General features: G+C 44.9%; 18 protein-coding genes and 1 riboswitch. Of the genes, 11 read left to right on the top strand and 7 right to left on the bottom strand.

The annotated features are described in order from the left end of the window. The first annotated feature begins 5 nt into the window (after positions 1-5). The 3 genes from ACOAOT_RS15130 (at position 6) to ACOAOT_RS15120 (ending at position 3341) form a co-directional block, all read left to right on the top strand. On the top strand, positions 6-242 hold the full coding sequence (locus tag ACOAOT_RS15130) for a putative Se/S carrier protein (RefSeq protein ID WP_420217753.1): 237 nt from the start codon (positions 6-8) through the stop codon (positions 240-242). A gap of 171 nt (positions 243-413) precedes the next feature. After that, positions 414-509, top strand: a riboswitch (purine riboswitch). Between the two features lie 135 nt (positions 510-644). Next, on the top strand, positions 645-1925 hold the full coding sequence (locus tag ACOAOT_RS15125) for an amidohydrolase family protein (protein WP_420217752.1): 1281 nt from the start codon (positions 645-647) through the stop codon (positions 1923-1925). A 21-nt stretch (positions 1926-1946) separates the two neighbouring features. Next, entirely contained in the window at positions 1947-3341 is a 1395-nt protein-coding gene (locus ACOAOT_RS15120) for an NCS2 family permease (protein WP_420217751.1), read from the top strand. Between the two features lie 89 nt (positions 3342-3430). On the opposite strand, the gene ACOAOT_RS15115 is transcribed toward ACOAOT_RS15120, so the two are convergent. Genes ACOAOT_RS15115 through ACOAOT_RS15085 form a run of 7 tightly spaced genes read right to left on the bottom strand, consistent with a single transcriptional unit; the run spans position 3431 to position 10740 of the window. After that, entirely contained in the window at positions 3431-3895 is a 465-nt protein-coding gene (locus ACOAOT_RS15115) for a TspO/MBR family protein (RefSeq protein WP_420217750.1), read from the bottom strand. 51 nt (positions 3896-3946) lie between these two features. Beyond that, on the bottom strand, positions 3947-5272 hold the full coding sequence (locus ACOAOT_RS15110; protein ID WP_420217749.1) for a uracil-xanthine permease family protein: 1326 nt from the start codon (positions 5270-5272) through the stop codon (positions 3947-3949). Positions 5273-5298: 26 nt separating this feature from the next. Next, on the bottom strand, positions 5299-6243 hold the full coding sequence (gene arcC / locus ACOAOT_RS15105; RefSeq protein ID WP_420217747.1) for a carbamate kinase: 945 nt from the start codon (positions 6241-6243) through the stop codon (positions 5299-5301). A 17-nt stretch (positions 6244-6260) separates the two neighbouring features. Beyond that, positions 6261-7457: a knotted carbamoyltransferase YgeW gene (gene ygeW, locus ACOAOT_RS15100; RefSeq protein WP_420217746.1), complete on the bottom strand. Its 1197-nt coding sequence runs from the start codon at positions 7455-7457 to the stop codon at positions 6261-6263. 27 nt (positions 7458-7484) lie between these two features. Beyond that, entirely contained in the window at positions 7485-8798 is a 1314-nt protein-coding gene (locus ACOAOT_RS15095; RefSeq protein WP_420217745.1) for a YgeY family selenium metabolism-linked hydrolase, read from the bottom strand. A 29-nt stretch (positions 8799-8827) separates the two neighbouring features. Next, on the bottom strand, positions 8828-10033 hold the full coding sequence (dpaL, locus tag ACOAOT_RS15090; RefSeq protein WP_420217744.1) for a diaminopropionate ammonia-lyase: 1206 nt from the start codon (positions 10031-10033) through the stop codon (positions 8828-8830). Between the two features lie 56 nt (positions 10034-10089). Beyond that, positions 10090-10740, bottom strand: a complete 651-nt coding sequence (locus ACOAOT_RS15085; RefSeq protein WP_420217743.1) for a helix-turn-helix transcriptional regulator — start codon at positions 10738-10740, stop codon at positions 10090-10092. Between the two features lie 321 nt (positions 10741-11061). Here ACOAOT_RS15085 and ssnA point away from each other — a divergent pair, with 321 nt between their 5' ends. The 8 genes from ssnA to ACOAOT_RS15045 all read left to right on the top strand — a co-directional run bounded on the left by ssnA (position 11062) and on the right by ACOAOT_RS15045 (position 22798). Continuing rightward, on the top strand, positions 11062-12396 hold the full coding sequence (gene ssnA, locus ACOAOT_RS15080) for a putative aminohydrolase SsnA (protein WP_420217742.1): 1335 nt from the start codon (positions 11062-11064) through the stop codon (positions 12394-12396). A gap of 63 nt (positions 12397-12459) precedes the next feature. Then, a complete protein-coding gene (gene ygfK, locus ACOAOT_RS15075; protein ID WP_420217741.1) occupies positions 12460-15450 on the top strand; it encodes a putative selenate reductase subunit YgfK in 2991 nt (996 codons plus the stop codon). Between the two features lie 16 nt (positions 15451-15466). Then, positions 15467-18034: a selenium-dependent xanthine dehydrogenase gene (xdh, locus tag ACOAOT_RS15070; RefSeq protein ID WP_420219432.1), complete on the top strand. Its 2568-nt coding sequence runs from the start codon at positions 15467-15469 to the stop codon at positions 18032-18034. Positions 18035-18171: 137 nt separating this feature from the next. After that, positions 18172-19548, top strand: coding sequence for a dihydropyrimidinase (gene hydA, locus ACOAOT_RS15065; protein ID WP_420217740.1), 1377 nt, complete (start codon positions 18172-18174; stop codon positions 19546-19548). Then, positions 19548-20378 (top strand): selenium cofactor biosynthesis protein YqeC, encoded by an 831-nt coding sequence (gene yqeC / locus ACOAOT_RS15060; RefSeq protein ID WP_420217739.1) that lies wholly within the window; start codon positions 19548-19550, stop codon positions 20376-20378. The genes hydA and yqeC overlap by 1 nt, the downstream gene beginning before the upstream one ends. Further along, the gene (locus ACOAOT_RS15055) at positions 20375-21409 is read left to right on the top strand and encodes a molybdopterin-binding protein (protein ID WP_420217738.1); all 1035 of its coding nucleotides are present in this window, start codon (positions 20375-20377) and stop codon (positions 21407-21409) included. Before yqeC ends, ACOAOT_RS15055 begins: the two co-directional genes overlap by 4 nt. Before the next feature lies 1 nt (position 21410). Beyond that, positions 21411-22226 carry a selenium-dependent molybdenum cofactor biosynthesis protein YqeB gene (gene yqeB / locus ACOAOT_RS15050; RefSeq protein ID WP_420217737.1) on the top strand — a complete coding sequence of 272 codons (816 nt, stop codon included), beginning with the start codon at positions 21411-21413 and terminating at the stop codon, positions 22224-22226. After that, positions 22223-22798 (top strand): nucleotidyltransferase family protein, encoded by a 576-nt coding sequence (locus ACOAOT_RS15045; protein WP_420217736.1) that lies wholly within the window; start codon positions 22223-22225, stop codon positions 22796-22798. Before yqeB ends, ACOAOT_RS15045 begins: the two co-directional genes overlap by 4 nt. Positions 22799-22846: the final 48 nt, after the last annotated feature.

The raw sequence follows: 22846 nt of genomic DNA, 5'->3' as shown, positions 1-22846 counted from the left end.
ACAGGATGAGGCAGAAAGAGTTAAAGACTGTAGTGACATTTCATACCGTTACGGAAGCGATTGCCATGGAGAAGGCGTGTATGAAAGAAGAGATTCCAGGAAGAATTATTCCGGTACCAAGAGAAATTAAGGCAGGCTGCGGACTTTCCTGGGCAATGCCTGCTGATTGGGTGGGAAACATCAGCCAATGGATGGAAAAGAACCATCTTTCCTGGGAATCTGTTGGGGAGTATTTTATTTAAAGTTTGAAATTCTGGATATACTATTAACAGAAGAAAAATAGTCGGAAAAATGCTGTATTAATATAGAAAAGACAGCATTTAAAGACAAATGATTTAAAACAAAAATGGCATTGACAAATAGTTTTACAATATGTTATAGTCAACCTGTCAGAGGTCACAAAAATTTGTTAAGTATCAGTATTCAAAGAAACTTATATATGCTCATAATTGGATGAGTGTTTCTACCAACTACCGTAATAGTTGTCTATAAGTTTCCTCGTGATGGGAAGACGGCTTATTTAGCTGTGCTATTTGTGTTCACGTTTGGAACGACAGAATGAGACGGTAGTTTTTTATTGCTTGGTTTTTAGGAACGTTGCAATTTGGCTGCCGTATTTTTGTTTGTGCGGAACAGGAGGTTCTATGACCGGTGATGGAAATTTTATACTAAAAGGAAACATTTGCTACAGTGAGGATGTCCACACGTTAAAAACGGTGGAACAGGGTTTTTTAATATGCCAGAATGGGAAGTCAGCCGGAGTATTTCACTGCATACCGGAACAGTTTCAGGAATTTTTGCTGATTGACTGTGACGATAAGCTGATTATACCGGGACTAGTTGATCTTCATATCCATGCGCCGCAATATTCATTCCGCGGTCTGTCCATGGATTTAGAGTTGTTAGACTGGCTGAATACCAATACGTTTCCAGAGGAAGCCAGATATGGCGATTTGGAATATGCAAAAAAGGCCTACCAGATTTTTGCAGAAACGATGAAGAAAAGCGGGACTACGAGAGCCTGTATCTTTGCTACCATTCATGGACCGGCAACAGAGCTGTTAATGGATCTCATGGAAGATACTGGTTTAAAGACGATGGTTGGAAAGGTCAATATGGACCGGAATGCGCCGGATTATCTATGTGAGTCCAGTGCACAGGCGTCAGAAGCGGAGACTCTTTTATGGCTTACCCATACAAGAGAAAAGTATAAGAATGTAACTCCTATTCTGACACCCAGATTTATTCCGTCCTGCACCGATGATCTCATGGAACGGCTGGGAAGGCTTAAGAGGAAATACAGACTTCCGGTTCAGTCCCATTTGTCGGAGAATTTAAGTGAGATTGAATGGGTGAAGAGCTTATGTCCCAGTACCGGGTGTTACGGCGAAGCTTATGATCAGTTTGGCATGTTCGGTGGGGAGGAAAAGACTGTGATGGCACATTGCGTCTATTCGTCTGAACAGGAGATTGAACTGATGAAAAAGCGGGGAGTTTATGTTGCACATTGTCCCCAGTCCAACACCAATCTTGCTTCCGGCATTGCGCCGATCCGTACCTATCTGGACCTGGGATTAAAGACAGGCCTGGGTACCGACGTAGCGGGAGGGAGCAGTGAGTCCATATTCCGTGCCATGGCAGATGCCATATCGGTATCAAAGCTTCGGTGGCGCCTTGTGGATTCCTCATTAAAGCCTGTTACAATTGAGGAGGCATTCTACTTAGGTACCATGGGAGGAGGCTCTTTCTTTGGAAAAGCAGGCAGCTTTCTGGAAGGTTATGAGTTTGATGCTCTGATTCTGGATGACAGCAGTTTAAGTCATCCCCAGCCTCTTAATACGAGGGAAAGGCTGGAACGTTTTATCTATCTGTCTGACGACAGACACATCGCGGGGAAGTATGTGGAAGGGAAACGAATTTTTTAGAGCACCTAAGGAGGTAGAAGTATGGAACGAAACACCAATGATGGATTTTTTGAAAAAGTTTTTCATTTATCTAAGAATCACACAGATGTGAAAACAGAGGTGGTAGCCGGAATCACCACATTTATGACGATGGCTTACATTCTGGCAGTGAACCCAAGTATTCTTGGAGCAGCAGGAATGGACAGCGGTGCAGTTTTCACCGCAACAGCGCTGGCATCTTTAGTTGCAACTCTTTTAATGGCAGGTCTGGCAAATTACCCGTTTGTTCTCGCACCGGGAATGGGTCTTAATGCTTACTTTGCCTATACCGTAGTACTGAATATGGGTTATACCTGGGAGATGGCTTTAGCAGCTGTATTTATTGAAGGTATTATCTTTATTCTTCTTTCCCTGACCAGTGTCCGGGAGGCGATATTCAATGCAATTCCCATGAATTTAAAACATGCGGTATCCGTTGGTATCGGTTTATTCATTGCATTTATCGGACTTCAGAATGCAAAGGTAGTGGTTGACGGAGCGACTCTCGTAACCATGTATTCTTTTAAGGGTTCTCTTGCTGATGGAACGTTCCATTCTGTAGGAATTACAGTTTTACTTGCAATAATCGGCATTCTTCTTACAGCAGTACTGGTTGTAAAGAATGTGAAAGGTAATATTTTATGGGGTATTCTGGCAACCTGGGCACTTGGCATGATTTGTCAGGCTGTGGGCTTATATCAGCCAAATCCGGAACTTGGCATGTATAGTGTATTCCCGGATTTTTCAAGAGGATTTGGAGTTCCAAGCATGGCACCAACCTTTTTGAAACTGGATTTTACCAAAATTCTGTCAGTGGATTTCCTGGTGGTAATGTTTGCATTTCTCTTTGTTGATATGTTTGATACACTGGGAACCTTAATCGGAGTAGCTTCAAAAGCAGATATGCTTGATAAAGATGGAAAGCTTCCACAGATCAGGGGCGCACTGTTAGCCGATGCTGTGGGAACTTCATTAGGTGCAATATTTGGTACTTCTACAACTACAACATTTGTAGAAAGTGCTGCAGGAGTAGCAGAAGGCGGAAGAACCGGATTAACAGCAGTGGTAGCAGCCATACTGTTTGGCTTATCCCTGTTTTTATCCCCGATTTTCCTTGCAATTCCATCTTTTGCAACTGCGCCCGCTTTGGTTGTTGTAGGATTTCTTATGATGACATCTGTTACCAAGGTTGACTTTTCTGACTTTACGGAAGCGCTTCCAAGTTACATTGCAATTATTGCCATGCCGTTTATGTACAGCATTTCTGAGGGTATCGCCATGGGCGTAATCTCATATGTGTTTATTAACGTTATTACAGGCAATGCAAAGAAAAAGAAAATAAGTTTGCTCATGTATATTTTAGCCATATTATTCGTGTTAAAATATGTACTGATCTGATAGATTCATAAAAATGGCGGTGACAAGTCGTTCACCAGGCATATAGCCTGATTGAATGATAGTCACCGCCATTTTTATTTTTGTGTAAATCAGTTTAATAAAACAATAGCCAGATTTAAATATCCAGCAAATGTAACCCATAAAAGATAAGGAATCTGCATAAGGGCAGCTGTCTGATTCACACTCCCAAAAGCCCTGATCATACGAATAATAAAGTACCACAAAATCAGAAGAATCAGAAATGCCAGAAGATAATTCTGCAGGTTAAAGAAAACAATACTCCAGATAAAATTAAGTGCCAGCTGGATTCCATAAATCTGCAGTGCTTCCTTTTTTTTCGGAGAGGATGACTGTGCAATTAAATAAGATCCAAACCCCATAAGAAGATACAAGATGGTCCACACTATAGGGAAGATCCACCCTGGAGGGGAAAGCGGTGGCTGGTTTAAATTTTTGTATACCATCATACTGTTTTTTGTTAAAAATCCAGCCAATGCGCCAACTGCCAGAGGTAGTACCAGGAAAAAAATTAATTTTTTTCTATTTGCATTCATAGGAATCTCCTGTTCCAATCATTAATATAATCTATTCCACGATTATATTAATTATTTCCCGTTTTTAGGTAAAATAATATTTAAAAAGATTGCTACTAATGTTGCAACAACAACAGGAGAACGACCAAAGATAGTGACTACCCAGGCTGGAAATGTAGAAAGAGCAGCTGTAGCCTGGGATATTCCCATTCCAAGTGCAGCAGCAAGTCCTACGATGGAAGAATTCCGATAGTTCATCTCTTCGGAAGTGACCAGTTTCATACCCGTCATGGCAATGGAGGCAAATACAGATACAGTGGCACCTCCTAACACACACTGGGGAATGGTGGTAAGCAAAGCAGAAAACTTGGGAATCAGACCGGCAGCCAGCAAAAAGACTGCAGTTAATCCCATTACACAGCGGTTGACCACCTTAGTCGTGGTCACAATACCTACGTTCTGGCTGTAGGTAGCGGTCGGCAGACCGCCCAAAAGTGCTCCCAGGATATTTGTTACACCGTAACCCATAATTCCGCCCTGTAATTCCTTATCCGTAGGCTCTCTGTCAATGGAGCCGCTGGTGGTGGCGGTAAAGTCTCCGATTGCCTGAACGGAGTTAATGGCAAATAAGAGTCCGATGGCAATACAGGAAGAGGGTTCAAATACGATCCCAAAATGAAGGGGCCTTGGAATGGAAAACAGGGAAGCAGCAGCGATATTGGAAAAACTCACCATTCCAAAAAATAATGCAGTCAAATATCCCACAATAATGCCGATGAGAATGGAAGCCAGTTTATAAATTCCTTTACCGAAATGATTGAGAACTGTGACGACTGTCAGAGTAATAAATGCAACAGTCCAGTTCTGCCACGATCCGTATGAGGGATTTGAAACACCGCCTGCCATATAGTTAATGGCAGTTGGGTAAAGAGAAAGTCCTATGGTAAAAACTACAGTTCCGGTAATTAATGGGGGGAAGAATTTCCGGATCCGCATAACAGAGATACCTACCAGGAATGCCACGATACCGCCAACGATCTGAGCTCCCAGAATGGCAGATATGCCATAATCCGCGGCAATGGACTGCATACTTGGGACGTATGCAAAACTGATACCCAGGATAACAGGGAGGGAGGCTCCAAGGTGGAATCCATTCTTTTTCCCAATGGGAAAAAGCTGGAGGAGGGTGGACAGGGCAGATACCACCAGGGCAGCCTGTATGAGGATGACCCGTTCGGAACCTTCCAGTCCTACGATATTGGATACAATGATGGGTGGTGTGACGCAGCCGACAATCATTGCAACCAGATGTTGTATTGCAAGGGGGAGTGCGTGAGAAAACCTGGGGATACCATCGAGTTCAAAAATAGATGCATACTTCCTGTCAGTTTGTCTCATAGTAAAATGTTCTCCTTTAAGATGTTTTACTGTTGAATATGAGTTCCCGTACTTCCAAGTATTCCTTCTTTTGCTTTTTCTAACAGAGTGATAAGGGCCGTCCGACCTTTCCTGGATTCGGCGAATTTTACGGCTGCTTCCACCTTGGGAAGCATGGAACCAGGTGCAAAGTGTCCCTCATTGATATACTGACGTGCCTCTTTTACGGTTATATCGTTCAGCCATGTTTCATTGGGTCTGCCGTAATTTAAGGCGATTTTTTCCACGGCTGTCAGTATAATAAGAAGATCTGCGTTCAGTTCCTCAGCCAGGAGTTCGCTGGCAAAGTCTTTATCAATGACTGCGCTGGCTCCCTTTAAGTGATTTCCGTTTAAGGTCACAGGTATTCCACCGCCACCGCAGGCGATCACCAGCTGTCCGCTGTCCACCAGGGAACGGATGGCTTCAATTTCGATGATTTCCTGAGGTTTTGGAGAGGCAACCATTCGCCGGTATCCCCTGCCTGCATCCTCTTTCATTAAGTACCCGTATTTTTCCGATGCTTCCTTTGCCTGTTCTTCCGTCATAAAATGTCCAATGGGCTTGGAAGGATTTGAAAATGCGGGATCGTTTTCGTCCACACGGATCTGGGTAATCATGGTGGTCACCGGAATGTTTCTCATATTCCGGTTCACCAGTTCTTCTCTCAATGCATTTTGTAAATCATAACCAATATATGCCTGGCTCATGGCAACGCAGACGGAGAGAGGAGTATTAGGCTGATTCGGATCTTCTCTGCATAATGCACTCATAGCGTTGTTGATCATTCCCACCTGGGGACCGTTACCATGGGCGACCACCACTTCACAGCCTTCTTCAATCAGATCTACAATCGCTTTTGAAGTGATTTTAACTGCGGCCATCTGCTCTGGCAGGGTATTGCCGAGGGCGTTTCCGCCCAGGGCAATTACAATTCTCTTTTTTTTCTCCATATAAATGATCCCCTTGGTTAGATTGAGAACTTACGAGGTGTTTTCTTCTCCTCCAGCTTTTTAAAGACTTCCTGGGGATTTTCAAATTTGCTTAAAAAGATCATGGCGGCGATTACATATGGCTTATAGCTGGCTTCTTTATAAAGCGGATTTCTGTAACGGTCAAATACGGAAGCTTCCACTTCTCCATCCTTGCAGCTGATATCGTTGATATCTGCCGGGAGACAGTGAAGATAGAGGGCTTTTCCATCCTTAGTCGTCTTCATCAGTTCTTCTGTACAGCACCAGTCCTTATGATTGGCATTCTGAGCAAGAAGTTCCTTCTCAAGGGCTCTGATTCCCTCCATATCACCGTTGCCGTAAAGATCGGTTCTTTTCTCCATGGCTGCAAATGGTGCCCAGCTCTTAGGATAAACGATGTCGGCATCCTTAAATGCATCAGCCATATCATTGGATACACGGAAGGATCCGCCGGATTTTTCTGCATTGTTCTTTGCTACTTCTAAAACCTCAGGCATTACCTCGTAACCTTCCGGATGAGCCAGAACTACTTCCATTCCCATACGTGTCATTAATCCGATAACACCCTGAGGAACGGATAAAGGCTTTCCATAGGAAGGAGAGTAAGCCCAGGTCATGGCCAGCTTCTTGCCCTTTAAATTTTCCATGCCGCCCATTTCATGAATGATATGAAGCATGTCAGCCATGGTCTGTGTGGGGTGGTCGATATCACACTGTAAGTTTACTAAAGCCGGCTTCTGTTCCAGGATTCCATCCTTATATCCTTCTGTAACCGCATCGGATACATGGTGCATATAGGTGTTTCCTTTTCCGATATACATATCGTCACGGATACCGATGACATCTGCCATGAAGGAGATCATATTGGCTGTTTCACGAACAGTCTCTCCGTGGGCGATCTGAGATTTCCCTTCGTCTAAGTCCTGTACTTCCAGTCCAAGAAGATTGCAGGCAGAAGCAAAGGAGAAACGGGTACGGGTGGAGTTGTCGCGGAATAAGGAAATTCCAAGTCCGCTTTCAAAAACCTTTGTGGAGATGTTGTTTTCTCTCATGAAGCGGAGAGCGTCTGCGACGGTCCATACTGCTTCCAGCTCGTCATCTGTCTTTTCCCAGGTTAAAAAGAAGTCATTTTCATACATCTCCTTAAAATTTAAGGAATTCAGTTTGTCAATATAATCCTGTAAGGTTTTCATAATGTGGTAAGCCTCCTGATTTTAGTTTTATTCTTTGCAGTAAACAGTGGGAAGTGCGGCATATACAGCAGCACAGGTAACAAGATCCTGTTTCCAGGTCTTTTCGTTTGGCGCATGAGCCTGGGCTTCTGCTCCCGGTCCAAAGCCGATGCATGGGATCTGGTTGCGTCCCATAATGGATACGCCGTTGGTGGAAAAGGTCCATTTGTCGGTGAGAGGACGTGCAAGGCGCATGGAAACAGTCTCTTCGGCACCGATTCTGGTATCCCCGTATAAGGATTTATAAGCTTCCTCTAATGATCTGGTTACTTTATGATCCTCAGGAATGACCCAGGTAGGGAAGTAACATTCGATAGGATAGGTAAGGCCTTTATAGGAAGGACGGGAATACTCATACATGGAAACTATAACATCATCTCCGTATTTCTTAACATTTGGCAGATTGCGGATCTCGTCAAGACAGCTTTCCCAGGTTTCCCCTGCTGTCATACGGCGGTCTAAGGATACAGAACAGGAATCAGCTACGGCGCAGCGGCTTGGTGAAGTGAAGAAAATTTCTGAGACGGTAATGGTACCCTTTCCTAAAAAGTTTGCTTCTTTCCACTGCGGATTATGGGATTCATCAAGCATTTTTACAAGTCCTTTGATTTCCTTATCATCAGCTGCATCATTCTCATTAAGAGAGCGGACATCCTGAAGAATATCAGCCATCTTATAGATTGCGTTATCACCACGTTCCGGTGCAGAGCCGTGGCAGGAAACTCCCTTTACGTCTACACGGATTTCCATACGGCCTCTCTGACCGCGGTAGATGCCTCCGTCAGTGGGCTCTGTGGAGACCACAAATTCCGGGCGGATCTTATCTTCATTGATAATGTACTGCCAGCAAAGACCGTCGCAGTCTTCCTCCTGTACAGTACCGGTAACCAGAACGGTGTACTTGTCATTTAAGAGACCTAAATCCTTCATGATTCTGGCACCGTAAACAGCAGACACCAAACCGCCGCACTGGTCGGAAACACCTCTTCCTCCAATTTCCACATCGGTTTCGTAGCCTTCGTAGGGGTCAAAATTCCAGTTGGATTTGTTGCCGATTCCTACGGTATCAATGTGGGCATCGAAGCCGATCAGAGTTTTTCCAGTTCCCATAAATCCGAGCACATTGCCCATGGGATCAATCTCTACCTTGTCAAACTCAAGTGCCCGCATCTCCTGTGCAATCCGGTCAATATGAGCTTTTTCATCGCAACTTTCCCCAGGAAATTTTACGATGTCACGCAGAAATTTTGTCATGTCTGCTTCGTAGCTTTTTGCTGCTTCTTTGATTTTCGCGTAATCCATGTTTTTTACCTCCGGTTTTTATGAAATGATTAACGATCTTTCCCTTCCCATACAATGGATTTATAGCGGTCAGGATCGGTATCTCCTTCTGTTGAGAAAAGAAGAACTTTGGAATCTTTATTAAGTCCCAGATGCTCTCTTAAAGCCTGGCAGCAATCATCTTTCATGATAGAAGCTAAAACTCCAAAGGGTGCTGCTCCCGATTCCCCTGATGTGACAGGTGTATCTCCCTTTATGGGTGCAGCCAGCATTCTCATGCCTTCGGCAGCTGCCCAGTCAGGTGCTGAAATAAAGGTATCGGTATGATTCTTTAAAATATCCCAGGATATGGTATTGGGCTCTCCGCAGGCAAGGCCTGCCATAATGGTCTGCATATCCCCATCCACGATCCGGATGTTGCCGTCGCCGGCTTTTGCGCCTTCATAGAGACAGGCTGCCACATCTGCTTCTACCACCACACAGACGGGCGGATTCTCAGGATAACGGTTTTTAAAATAACCGATGACTGCTCCGGCCAGAGATCCCACACCTGCCTGAACAAAGACATGGGTAGGTCTTTCGCAGCCATATTCCTTAAGCTGTTCGTCTGCTTCCATAACCATGGTACCATAGCCCTGCATGATCCATGCCGGGATTTCCTCGTATCCATCCCATGCTGTATCCTGAACCACCACGCCGTTTTTTACCTTGGAAGCGGCATCTGCGGCCATGCGGACGCATTCATCGTAATTGGATTCCTCAATGGTTACATCGGCTCCCTCCGCCTTAATATTATTAAAACGGTTTAATGTAGTGCCTTTTGGCATGAAGACAACAGCCTTTTGTCCAAGCTGTCTGGCAGCCCAGGCAACGCCTCTTCCGTGGTTGCCGTCGGTGGCGGTAAAAAAGGTAGCCTGACCGAATTCTTCCTTTAAAGCCTGTGAGGTCAGCACCTGATAGGGAAGATCAGAGACTTCCTTTTTTGTCTGCTTCGCCACATACTTGGCCATGGCATAAGATCCGCCTAAAACCTTAAATGCATTTAAGCCGAACCGGTAAGATTCATCCTTTATGTAAATCTCACCTAATCCCAGATGGTCTGCCATATGGGGTAGTTTTGTCAGAGGAGTCTCTTTGTACTGGGGAAAGCTTTCGTGAAAGCTTCTTGCCTTTTTTATCTCCTCTGGTGACATAACAGGCAGATGTCTGTCATCGGTCTTTGGCATGGTGTTTACAGCCCATTCGATTGGTTTCATGTCTGCACATTCTCCTTTATAATAAATTAAAATCAACGGGTATCATTTGCCAGATGTTAAGTCTTTTCTTTGTTGGCATCCATATAGCTGTATAAAGTAAACTTTGAGATACCAAAATAACTGGAGACCTTGTCGCCTGATTTGGTAATGAGAAATGCACCGGCGTCATTTAAATACTGGATCGCTAAAACCTTGTCATCCTTGCTCATTAAAGCAACTGGTTTTCCCACTAAAGCGACGGATTGTTCGATTAAGGTATCTAACAGATCGTTGACGTTATGCGTGATTTTTTTGGGCTCCCTGTTGTGATCCGTGGCAGTCTCTCCGGTGGAAATCAGAGACTTTACTGCATTTTCTATTGTAAGAAGTCCCGTGATGTCATAATTTAAGCCAAGGATGTAGTCAACCGCATTATCGTTGCCTCTGATATACATGGTACTGGATTTTAAGATTCGTCCATCCTCGGTTCTTGTCAGGTAGGAAAGGCGGTCCTTTAAAAGGTCAGGATCCTTTTTTAACGTCTCCAGAACAATTTCAGAAGGTCCGTCTCCGATTTTACGGTTGCTGACCTGGCCGTTTTCTATAAAAACAATGGAACTTTCCATGCTTTCGCCCCGAAGATCGTGAATGACCACCTCACATTGGCTGCCGAAGTGAACAGCGACTCCCTGTGCAATCTGTGTCAGTAACTGAAGCTTTGAATCCATTCTTTTATCCTCCTTGCAGGATCATTAATAAATTCATCATAGCATAAAAAAATTTAATTACAAGTGGTTTTCTAAAAAATTTTTAGGTTTACTAATTTTTTTTGTAATTCATGCTTGATTTTCTGAAAATGAAATGATACACTGTTTTTAACAGAGAACCATGGTATAATGTGCATAAAAAATAGAATTGAAACTGATGAAATGTAAGCAAATTGTAAAAATAAAGTATAAGACCATAAAAATACTTCTGTGAGGTTTGTATACATAAGAAAATTAGCAATTTGCTTTCGTATCTTAGAAAAATGAAAAGGAGATGGAGACATGCTGATAATCGGTAATGGAAGAATGATCACCAGAGATCCGGAGAATCCGTTTATTAATGACGGTGCAGTCGGGATAGAAGACGGGGTCATAAAAAGGATTGGCACCACGGCTGAGATGAAAAAGGAATATCCGCAGGCGGAATACATCGATGCCAGGGGTGGGGTAATCATGCCGGCCTTTATCAATACCCATGAGCATATCTATAGCTCTTTTGCCAGAGGACTGGCCATTGACGGGTATGATCCCCATGGTTTTTTGGAGATTCTTGACGGCCTTTGGTGGACCATCGATAAGAATCTCACATTAAATGATGTTTATTTAAGTGCTATGGCTACTTATGTGGATTCCATTAAAAACGGAGTGACAACGGTCTTTGACCACCATGCCAGTTTTGGGCAGATTACAGATTCTTTATTTAGGATTGAGGAAGCCGCTGGCAAAACCGGGGTGAGAACCTGCTTATGCTATGAGGTTTCCGACCGTGGGGGAGAGGAAAAGGCAAAGGAAGGAATTCTTGAAAATGAGGCATTTATCCGCCATGCTCTTTCCGATGAAAGCGATATGATTGCAGGAATGATGGGAATGCATGCCCAGTTTACCATATCGGATCGGACCATGGAGTTTGCAGCAGCTCATAAGCCTGACGGAACAGGCTACCACATTCATGTAGCAGAAGGGATTGAAGATCTCCATGATTGTCTTAAGAAGTACGGCAAGCGGATTGTGGACCGCCTGATGGACTTTCAGATTCTTGGGGAAAAGACGCTTCTTGGGCACTGTATCTACATTAATCCTCATGAGATGGACTTAATACTTGATACAAACACCATGGTAGTTCACAATCCACAGTCCAATATGGGAAATGCCTGTGGGTGTCCTCCCACCATGGAACTGGTGAAGCGGGGGATTTTAACCGGTCTTGGAACGGACGGCTATACCCACGATATGTTAGAATCCTATAAGACAGCCAACGTTCTTCATAAACATCATTTGTGCGATCCCAATGCGGCATGGAGCGAGGTTCCGAAGATGCTCTTTGAAGGGAATGCAGCAATTGCAGGCAGATATTTTAAGAAACCTCTGGGAATTTTAAAAGAGGGTGCAGCAGCAGATGTGATTGTTACGGATTACAATCCATTAACCCCCATGAATGGGGATAATGCCAACAGCCACATTCTGTTTGGAATGACAGGCCGCAGTGTAGTTACAACTGTCTGCAACGGTAAGGTTCTCATGAAAGACAGAATCCTGATGGGAGTTGACGAAGAGAAGCTGATGGCAGACTGCAGGGAAGCGGCGGGAGCGCTTGCTGCAAGAATTAACGGACGATAAAAATCAGAATATTCATACAGGGCTTAACAAACACAGGGAGAGCCCGGATGCAGGAGGATATCAATGGGAGACAAAATGACACCGATGCCTTTTTCACAATTAATGAACTGGGTAAGGAAAGAGCAGGGAAAACAGGAATCAGTTTTTGGAGTATACCGTCCCTACCGGGCGGATGAGTCACATAACAGGGAGCTGTTTGGAAGAACGTTAGAAACTCCGATTGGACCGGCGGCAGGTCCTCATACCCAGCTGGCGCAAAACATTGTGGCAGCTTACTATGCAGGCAGCCGTTTCTTTGAGCTGAAGACCGTACAGATTTTGGATGGAGATGATCTGCCGGTTGAAAAGCCCTGTATCAGGGCAGAAGATGAGTGCTACAACTGCGAGTGGTCTACGGAGCTTTATGTTCCCCAGGCCCAGGAAGAATATATTAAGGCATGGTTTTTGCTTTCTTTTATGGCAAAGGAATACGGATTAGGTCAGATGGATGGGTTTCAGTTTAACATGAGTGTGGGATACGATCTGGAGGGAATTAAATCTCCTAAAGTCAATTTATTCATCGACTCCATGATGGATGCAAAAGACACGGACACGTTTCATTCCTGCAGGCAGTATCTTCTGGAGCATGTGGAGCAGTTTGAGAATGTGACAAAAGAGGATATTGAGTCAATCTCGTCCCGGATCTGCAACAGTGTGACTCTTTCCACCTTACACGGATGTCCGCCTCAGGAGATTGAGCGGATTGCAGTCTATTTAATAGAAGAAAAGGGTCTGAATACCTTTATTAAATGTAACCCCACACTGCTTGGCTATGAATTTGCCAGAAACACGCTGGATCAGATGGGATATGATTACATTTCCTTTGGTGAGTTCCATTTCCTTGACGATCTTCAGTATGAGGATGCCATCCCCATGTTGAAACGGCTGATGGCAGTGGCAATCCAACGCGGTTTGGAGTTCGGTGTGAAGCTTACTAACACGTTCCCGGTTGATGTGAAAAATAAAGAGCTCCCCAGCCAGGAGATGTACATGTCTGGAAAATCGCTGTTCCCCCTGTCCATGGCACTGGCAGCCAGACTTTCCAAAGAATTTGACGGAGCACTTCGGATTTCATTCTCAGGCGGGGCTGATTACCATAACATCAAAGACATTACTGATGCAGGAATCTGGCCGGTAACTGTTGCTACTACTCTTTTAAAGCCAGGCGGATATCAGAGACTTCTTCAGATGGCAGAAAAGACCAAGGAAACTGGTGTCTCCTTTCAGAGTGTAGATGCAGATAAGGCTTTCACCCTTGCCCAGGACTCCATTTCAGATTCTCATTATAAAAAAGCATTAAAACTTTTGCCGGACAGAAAGATGAAGAAAACAGTTCCGTTACTTGACTGTTATACGGCTCCCTGTCAGGAAGCCTGTCCCATTCATCAGGATATTACCACATACTTAAAGCTCTCCGGTCAGGGAAACTATGAGGAAGCCATGGAAGTGATTGCTGAGAAAAACCCCCTTCCTTTTATAACCGGTTCCATATGTGCCCATAACTGTATGAACATGTGCACCAGAAATCATTACGAATCTCCGGTAAATATACGGGGGGCAAAGCTTCTTTGTGCAGAAAAAGGCTATGAGGAATATCGGAAAACCATTGAAAAAGGGGAACTGACCGGTAAAAAGACAGCAATTATCGGAGGCGGACCGGCTGGTCTTTCTGCCGCGTATTTCCTGACAAAGTGCGGTATGCCAGCTACTATTTTTGAAAAAAGCGGTAAGCTTGGGGGCGTGGTTCAAAACATTATTCCCGATTTCAGAATCTCAGAGGACGTGATTGGTCATGACATCGATTTATGTCTTTCTTACGGAGCAGAAGTAAGGCTGAATACGGAAATAAGGGATCTGGCTGCATTAAAAGAAGAAGGTTTTGAATTTATTATTCTGGCGGCAGGTGCAAGTGAACCCGGAATTTTAGATCTGAAAACTGGCGAGACCATGAATGCCCTTCATTTTCTAAATGAATACAAGGAAACGAATAAAAATGTGAATGTCGGTAAGGCAGTTGTTGTGATCGGCGGAGGAAATACTGCCATGGATACGGCAAGAGCAGCTGTCAGAACCAACGGTGTAAAAGAGGTTTCTCTCGTTTACCGCAGAACAAAACGATACATGCCTGCAGATGAGGAAGAATTGCTGCTTGCCATGCAGGATGGCGTTAAATTCATGGAACTTTTATCTCCTGCAGAACTGGTGAATGGCCAGTTAATCTGCAATGTAATGAAGCTTGCCGCTGCAGATGAAAGCGGAAGAAGAGCTGTTACAGAAACAGAGGAGACCGTTTCCATACCTGCAGATACGGTTATAGCCGCAGTTGGAGAAGGAATTCCCCAAGAGTTTTATAGAAAGAACGGCATTGAGCTGACAAGCCGGGGAAGAGTGCTTGTTAATGAGGAAACTTTGGAAACAAGTGTGCCCGGAGTTTATGCAGTGGGTGACGGTCTGTTTGGTCCCGGAACTGTGGTTGAAGCCATAAGAGATGCCAGGATGGCGGCAGAATCAATTCTGGGCAGAAAAGCTGCCAGGGATTTTGACATCACATCATCCGATCCGCAAAAGCTATATGGCAGAAGAGGAATTTTAAAAGAAACGCTGAGTGACCAGGAAGAAAGTACAAGATGTCTTGGCTGTAAAAGTATCTGCGAAAACTGCGCAGAGGTCTGTCCAAACCGCGCAAATTTAGCACTCTTTGTTCCAGGTTTCACAAAGCATCAGATCCTTCATGTGGATTATTTATGCAATGAATGCGGAAACTGCCGAAGTTTTTGTCCCTATGACAGTGCTCCGTACTTAGATAAATTTACATTATTTGCCAATGAAGCAGATTTAAACAACAGTAAAAATCAGGGCTTTGTTGTGACAGACAGAAAAAATGGTACATTCCTTCTAAAGTATATGGGAAGTCTGTATACAGGAAAAGCAGGGGAAGCGGTTGACGCAGTTCCGGAGGGGCTTTTAAAGATTGTGGAAACCGTTATCAATGACTACGATTATCTTTTAGGATAAGAAAGTGGGTGGAGCAATGGTTCGTTTCCTGGTAAACGGGGAGACTGTTACGGTACCGGAAGAACGGAAGCTGATTGATGTTTTAAGAACCGATCTGGGGCTTAAGTCTGTGAAAGATGGATGCAGCGAAGGAGCCTGCGGAACATGTACGGTCCTGATAGACGGAAAGGCTGTAAAAGCCTGTGTTCAGAAAGCTGCCAGAATGGAAGGGAAATCTGTCATGACAGTTGAGGGACTGTCTGACAGGGAAAAAGAAGTGTTTGTCTATGCCTTTGGGGAAGCGGGAGCTGTTCAGTGCGGTTTTTGCATTCCGGGTATGGTAATCTGTGCAAAAGCCCTTATTGATGAAAACCCCGATCCTACAAGGGAAGAGGCTGCATTTGCAGTTCGGGGAAATGTCTGTCGTTGTACCGGATATAAAAAAATCATTGATGCCATTCTTCTTGCAGCCAGACTGTTTCGTGAAGATGTCAGAGATTTAAAGGTTCCAGAGGTGACGTCTGTGGGGCAGCGGGTTCATCGCCTGGATGTACCGGAAAAAGTGCTGGGTTACGGGGAATACGTAGACGATATGGAAGTGGAGGGTTTAATCTATGGCAGTGCAGTACGTAGTAAATACCCCCGGGCACGGGTTCTGTCCATTGATGATTCCAAAGCCAAAGCACTTCCTGGAGTCCGTGCAGTCTTAACTGCTAAAGATGTTCCGGGTAAGAATAAAGTGGGACATTTAAAAAAAGACTGGGATACCATGATTGAGGTAGGTGAGATTACCAGATATGTGGGAGATGCCGTCTGTCTTGTGGCAGCGGATACTCCTGAGATTCTGGAAGAGGCGAAAAAGCTGATTGAGATTGAATATCAGGAGTTAAAAGGAGTCTTTTCACCCCAGGAAGCCTTACAGCCGGATGCACCTCTTGTTCATGATACTGGTAATATTTTAGCCCATGAGCATCTGATCAGGGGAGATGCAAAGAAAGCCATAGAAAACTCTGCCTATTCGGTAACCATGCACTATGAAACTCCGTTTACAGAGCATGCATTTCTGGAACCGGAGTGCGCCATAGCCATAGTAGACCGGGAAAAGGAAGACGCTGTGATCTATTCCTCTGACCAGGGAACTTATGATACCCAAAAGGAATGTGCGGGAATGCTTGGCTTCGAGCTTTCAAAGGTCCATGTCATCAATAAGCTGGTAGGAGGCGGATTCGGCGGAAAAGAGGATATGTCTGTTCAGCATCACGCTGCACTTTTAGCCTATCATACCGGTAAACCAGTCAAAGTAAAGCTGACCAGGAAAGAAAGCATTATGGTTCACCCCAAACGCCATCCGGCCTCTATGGATTTTACCACTGCCTGCGATGAGAATGGTTATCTTACCGGCATGACAGCTGTTGTAATTACGGATACAGGAGCTTACGCTTCCCTGGGAGGTCCTGTACTTCAGCGCCTTTGTACCCATGCAGCAGGACCTTATAACTATCAGAATATTGACATTGAAGGAACAGCCGTATACACCAACAATCCGCCTGCAGGCGCTTTTCGGGGATTCGGTGTCACACAAAGCTGTTTCGCCATCGAGTGCAACTTAAACCTGCTGGCAGAGAAAGTTGGCATCAGTCCATGGGAAATCCGTTTTCGGAATGCCATCCGGCCGGGACAGGAGCTTCCAAATGGTCAGATTGCTGCAGAAGGAACTGCCCTTGTGGAAACCCTGCTTGCAGTAAAGGATATTTATGAAAGCCACCCTTATGCAGGAATCGCCTGTGCCATGAAAAATGCCGGTGTAGGAGTGGGACTTCCTGACTGGGGAAGGTGCAGGCTGACGGTGGAAGATGGAAAAGTTCATATCAGATCTGGTGCATCCTGCATTGGTCAGGGGCTGGGGACTGTTCTGGAGCAGATTGTATGCGAAACCCTTGGTATCACAGGTGATCAGGTAGTCTACGTTGCTGCAGAGACCAATCTGGCGCCTGATTCCGGTACCACCTCAGGCTCCCGCCAGACTCTGGTAACAGGGGAAGCGGCAAGGAGGGCATGTGTAAAGATCCTTCAGGATTTAGATGGTAAAAAAGAACTGTCAGCTCTTAATGGAAAAGAATACTATGGAGAATATCTGGCTGCCACTGATCCTATGGGAAGCGAGAAGAAAAATCCCGTCTCTCATGTGGCATACGGCTTTGCCACCCAGGTAGCCTGTTTAAAAGAAGACGGTACCGTGGAAAAGATACTGGCTGCCCACGATGTAGGAAAGGCCATTAATCCTCTGTCCGTAGAAGGACAGATTGAAGGCGGTGTGGTCATGTCACTGGGATATGCCCTGACGGAAGAATTTCCTTTAAACCAGGGAGTTCCACTTGCAAAATTCGGTACGCTTGGATTATTCCGGGCAGATAAGACACCGGATGTCGAGAGCATTATTGTAGAACGAAATCACGATCCGCTGGCCTACGGGGCAATTGGAATCGGAGAGATTACCTCAATTCCTACTGCACCAGCCGTGCAGGGCGCTTATTATAAGTATGACGGAGTATTTCGCACCTCCCTGCCTTTGGAAGAGACGGCTTATCGGAAAAAGAAAAAATAACCGGAAAAAGGCGCAGGAGAAAAAACATTCTCTGCGTCTTTTTAGGATTGACAAAGAACCATGAAAAAGGGAAAATAGATGACATAGACCGGTATGCAAAAAGCAAACCGGATTAGAAGAAAGGAAGTGGATTTGCTGTGAAGACGTTGTTGAAAGGCGGAACCGTAGTATCGGGAACCAAGGCGGTTGCAGCGGATGTTCTCATGGAGAATGGAACCATTCTGGCTGTGAAACCGGAAATTGAAGAGGAAACAGCAGATGTTATTGATGTAACCGGCAGACTTTTGTTCCCGGGATTTATTGATGCCCATACTCATTTTGATCTTCATGTGGCAGGTACCGTAACAGCAGATGATTTTGAGTCAGGAACCAAGGCAGCTTTAGCCGGAGGAACCACCATGATTATTGATTTTGCCACCCAGTACCAGGGAGAGAGTCTGCATCAGGCACTGAATAACTGGCATAAAAAAGCGGATGGCAACGCATCCTGTGATTATGGCTTTCACCTGGCAGTCTCAGACTGGAATCATTCCGTAAGCGAAGAGCTTGACACCATCGTTTCAGAAGGTGTGACTTCCTTTAAGCTGTATATGACTTATGATGAGATGTATATGGCTGACAAAAAGATATACCAGATTTTAAAACGTTTAAAAGAAGCCGGAGGAATTGCAGGTGTACACTGTGAAAACAAGGGAATCATCGAGGCGTTGATTGAGGAAGAAAAAGCAAAGGGTAATTTTTCGGTGAATGCCCATAAAAAGACAAGACCTGCGGCAGTAGAGGCAGAGGCAGCAGGCCGTCTTCTTAAGATAGCCCAGGTAGCGGATTGCCCGGTTATCATCGTACATCTAAGCTCGGAAGCCGGTTATAAAGAGATTGCTTATGCAAGAGAAAGAGGGCAGGAAGTATATGTGGAAACCTGTCCCCAATATCTGATTTTCAATGAAGATGTTTATGATCTCCCAGGTTTTGAGGGAAGTAAATATGTAATCTCGCCTACAATTAAGAAGGAATCAGACAGACAGAAGCTGTGGGAGCTTTTAAAGACGGACCAGATTCAGACAGTATCCACTGATCACTGTAGTTTCACTACTGATCAGAAAGCAGCAGGCAGAGAAGATTTTACGAAGATACCAAACGGTATGCCCGGAGTGGAAGCCCGTCCTGCCCTGGTTTACAGCTTTGGTGTTAAACAAAATGGTCTGACTGTGGAACAGATGTGCCGGCTGCTCTCGGAAAATCCGGCAAAGCTTTACGGAGTTTATCCAAGAAAAGGCGTAATAGCGCCTGGAAGTGACGCTGATCTTGTGGTTTTTAACCCTGATTCAAAATGGACCATGTCTGTTGACAACCAGGTTGCCCGCGCAGATTACTGTCCCTTTGAAGGAATTTCCGTTGAAGGAAAAGCGGAGCTTGTATTTTTAGGGGGCAGACTGGCGGCTGAAAATGGTAAAGTCTTATTGGAAAAGACAGGTACCTATGTAGCCAGAAACAAGCCTATGGTGATTTCCTGATGATATTAAAAAGCGCATATGCTATTGATGTGTCAGATGGAATGTTACAGCTGGAAGAAAAGGATTCTCTATGGGAGGCTCTTCGTATTCCTTTAAAAGAACCGATGATTTTGGCTTTTACCGGCGGGGGCGGTAAGACAACCTCCATGTACTGCCTGGCCGATGAGCTGGCAGCTCAGGGAAAGCGGGTAATTGTAACTACCAGTACCCATATTTTACGGCCGGCTGACAGAATTGTCACAGAGGCAGGTGACTGGAAAGCCGTGAGTCATTTTATAACAAATCATAAGGAGCTTTTTCCTTTGGCAGGCTGGGTGCTGGTCACCGGCCTGCCTGCCGAAGAGGGAAAGCTAAAGGGAATGGAACTTTCTGAACTGGAACGGCTGACGCAACTATGTGATGTTCTTCTTGTGGAAGCAGATGGTGCAAAGCGCCTTCCATTGAAGATACCTAAAATAAATGAACCGGTTTTACCTGGCGGAACTCATGCGGTAATTGGCTGTATGGGGCTTAACTGTATCGGTGAGCCGTGGGAAGAAATGTGCTTTCGTTATGAACTGACACCACAGGTATTTGACGGTCAGAAAAAGAACGGACGAATTACGCCTTCTGATGCAGCAAAGATACTGACTAGCACCAATGGAACCCGTAAGGGAGCTGAATCCTTGGAATACCGGATTTTAATAAACAAAGCAGATGATAAAAGGCGGCTGTCCAGTGCCCAGGCAGTAGCAGATGCGATTGGAAAAGAATGGGCGAAGTACACAGCAGTAACCAGTTTTATAGAAAAGGATCAGATTAGAAACATGGGAAAGGGATCACCAAAATGAAAGAGATCAGAACGGAAGACGCAGCAGGTCATGTTCTTTGCCATGACATGACCCAGATCATACCTGGAGTTTCAAAGGATGCAAGATTCCGAAAAGGTCATGTGGTAACAGAGGAAGATATCCCTGTACTGCTTTCAATGGGAAAAGAGCATCTGTATATATGGGAAAAGGATGATACCATGTATCATGAGAATGAGGCTGCTGAAATACTTTGTGAATTATGCAGAAACGACCATATGGACAGGGGCGATGTAAAAGAAGGAAAAATAGAATTAAAATCCACCATTCGCGGGCTTTTAAAAATAGACACCGGTCTGCTTGACATAATAAACAGTGCCGGAGATATGATGATTGCTTCCAGGCATCCCAATACTCCTGTAGAACCAGGTGATAAGCTTTGCGGAACCAGGATTATTCCTCTCGTAATTAAAAAGGACAAGATGGAGGCAGTAAAAAAACTCTGCGGTGGAAAAAGGATATTTTCCATACTGCCTTATAAAAATAAAAAAGTGGGTATTGTTACAACAGGAAGTGAAGTATATTGTGGAAAGGTCAAGGATGCATTCGGCCCGGTTCTAAGAGCGAAGGCAGAAGAGTTTGGTGGAGAAATACTGGGACAGACTGTAACCGATGATAAGCCGGAGCATACCTCAGAGGCCATACTTGAATTTATCAGACAGGGAGCGGACATGGTACTGGTCAGCGGCGGCATGAGCGTGGATCCGGATGACAAAACTCCGCTGGCAATCCGAAATACGGGAGCCGAAGTAGTATCCTATGGCGCTCCGGTTCTGCCGGGAGCCATGTTTCTTCTATCTTATTACCGGAAAGATGGAAAGAACATTCCGGTAGCTGGACTTCCGGGTTGTGTGATGTATTCCAAAAGAACGGTATTTGACTTAGTGCTGCCAAGACTGATGGCAGATGATCCAATAACAAAAGAAGAACTTGATAAGCTTGGAAAAGGGGGGCTGTGCCTCTCCTGTGAGGAATGTCATTATCCAAACTGCGGATTCGGAAAGGGCTGGTAGGATGAAGATATTGATCAAAGGAGCAGGTGATCTGGCCTCCGGAATTGCCTGCCGCCTTCACCGATGCGGCTTTTTAGTGGTTATGACTGAGATACCCGTACCCACTACCGTAAGGCGCACTGTGGCATTTTCAAGAGCTGTTTATGAAAACAGGACAAAAGTAGAGGACATTACCGGAGTATTATGCCGCAGCATGGAAGAAGTAGAGGTAGCATTGTCCAAAGACCAGGTGGCAGTGGTGGTTGATGAGGAGTGTGTCATTCGTGAAAAGTGGAATCCGGATGCAGTTGTAGATGCGATTATAGCAAAGAAGAATCTGGGTACCAGGATTACGGATGCAGACATTGTAGTTGGAGTGGGACCTGGTTTTACTGCAGGCAAGGACTGCCACTGCGTGGTGGAAACAAAGCGGGGCCATGATCTGGGCCGGTGCATCTGGAACAGCAGTGCCATCCCAAATACAGGAGTTCCAGGAATGATAGGTGGCTATGATAAAGAACGAATCATACGTGCTGTGGATAACGGCGTATTTCACCCGGCTGTAACCATAGGAACAGTTGTGGAGTTAAATGATGTGGTTGGGTATGTGAATGATGCCCCTGTGTTTGCTCAGGTTGGGGGAGTTGTAAGAGGACTGCTTCAGGATGGGGTGACTGTTTTTTGTGGAATGAAATCAGGAGACATAGATCCCAGAGGAGTGACCGGGCACTGCTATACGATCTCAGACAAGGCATCTGCCATTGGAGGGGGAGTGCTGGAAGCTGTATTAGGTCTTCAAAAAAAGCATCTTGCGCAGAAGGAAAGGATTTCGACATGAATATGACACTGATTCTTCTGGCAGCGGGGGACAGCGTAAGGTTCAATGGTAATAAACTGCTTTATGAAATCAATGGAAAACCTATGTACCGTTATATTATAGAAGAAACGGACCAGCTTCCCAAAGATTTGTTTTCCAGAAAACTGATCGTTACCCAATACGATGAGATTATGGATTACATGAAAGACTCCGGGTATAAAATCATAGTAAACAGGGACAGCAGACTGGGGATTTCTCATTCCATTCATCTGGCATTAAAGGAATTGGAACATGAAAACACGGATTTTTTATTTGCAGTCTGTGATCAGCCTTACTTAAAATCTTCTACCATAGAGGCGCTGGTAAAAGGATTTTATGAAAGCAAAAAAGGACTTGCCTGTTTATGTTTTAAAGGAGAGCCCGGCAATCCTGCCATATTTGCAGGCAGATACAGAAAAGAGCTGATGGAGCTTACAGGAGACAAAGGCGGAAAGAAGATAATCAGAGCCCACCCGTCTGATGTTTTTCTTTTAGAAGCAGAAAGCGCTGCTGAATTAAAGGACATTGACAACATGTCCGATCAATTAGAATAAATTGTTAGAAAAACACGGCTACTTTCAGACCGTGTTTTTTTGTTACCA

Origin of the sequence: Lacrimispora struthionigena (assembly GCF_048627165.1) — a bacterium.
Classification (GTDB): domain Bacteria; phylum Bacillota; class Clostridia; order Lachnospirales; family Lachnospiraceae; genus Lacrimispora.
The sequence above is the reverse complement of the archived record's forward strand: the minus strand, read 5'-3'. Positions and strand labels throughout refer to the sequence as shown.

Coding starts and splice junctions, on each gene's coding strand:
- ACOAOT_RS15130 (WP_420217753.1), top strand. CDS start 6: ATGAGGCAGAAAGAGTTAAAGACTGTAGTGACATTTCATACCGTTACG.
- ACOAOT_RS15125 (WP_420217752.1), top strand. CDS start 645: ATGACCGGTGATGGAAATTTTATACTAAAAGGAAACATTTGCTACAGT.
- ACOAOT_RS15120 (WP_420217751.1), top strand. CDS start 1,947: ATGGAACGAAACACCAATGATGGATTTTTTGAAAAAGTTTTTCATTTA.
- ACOAOT_RS15115 (WP_420217750.1), bottom strand. CDS start 3,895: ATGAATGCAAATAGAAAAAAATTAATTTTTTTCCTGGTACTACCTCTG.
- ACOAOT_RS15110 (WP_420217749.1), bottom strand. CDS start 5,272: ATGAGACAAACTGACAGGAAGTATGCATCTATTTTTGAACTCGATGGT.
- arcC (WP_420217747.1), bottom strand. CDS start 6,243: ATGGAGAAAAAAAAGAGAATTGTAATTGCCCTGGGCGGAAACGCCCTC.
- ygeW (WP_420217746.1), bottom strand. CDS start 7,457: ATGAAAACCTTACAGGATTATATTGACAAACTGAATTCCTTAAATTTT.
- ACOAOT_RS15095 (WP_420217745.1), bottom strand. CDS start 8,798: ATGGATTACGCGAAAATCAAAGAAGCAGCAAAAAGCTACGAAGCAGAC.
- dpaL (WP_420217744.1), bottom strand. CDS start 10,033: ATGAAACCAATCGAATGGGCTGTAAACACCATGCCAAAGACCGATGAC.
- ACOAOT_RS15085 (WP_420217743.1), bottom strand. CDS start 10,740: ATGGATTCAAAGCTTCAGTTACTGACACAGATTGCACAGGGAGTCGCT.
- ssnA (WP_420217742.1), top strand. CDS start 11,062: ATGCTGATAATCGGTAATGGAAGAATGATCACCAGAGATCCGGAGAAT.
- ygfK (WP_420217741.1), top strand. CDS start 12,460: ATGGGAGACAAAATGACACCGATGCCTTTTTCACAATTAATGAACTGG.
- xdh (WP_420219432.1), top strand. CDS start 15,467: ATGGTTCGTTTCCTGGTAAACGGGGAGACTGTTACGGTACCGGAAGAA.
- yqeC (WP_420217739.1), top strand. CDS start 19,548: ATGATATTAAAAAGCGCATATGCTATTGATGTGTCAGATGGAATGTTA.
- ACOAOT_RS15055 (WP_420217738.1), top strand. CDS start 20,375: ATGAAAGAGATCAGAACGGAAGACGCAGCAGGTCATGTTCTTTGCCAT.
- yqeB (WP_420217737.1), top strand. CDS start 21,411: ATGAAGATATTGATCAAAGGAGCAGGTGATCTGGCCTCCGGAATTGCC.
- ACOAOT_RS15045 (WP_420217736.1), top strand. CDS start 22,223: ATGAATATGACACTGATTCTTCTGGCAGCGGGGGACAGCGTAAGGTTC.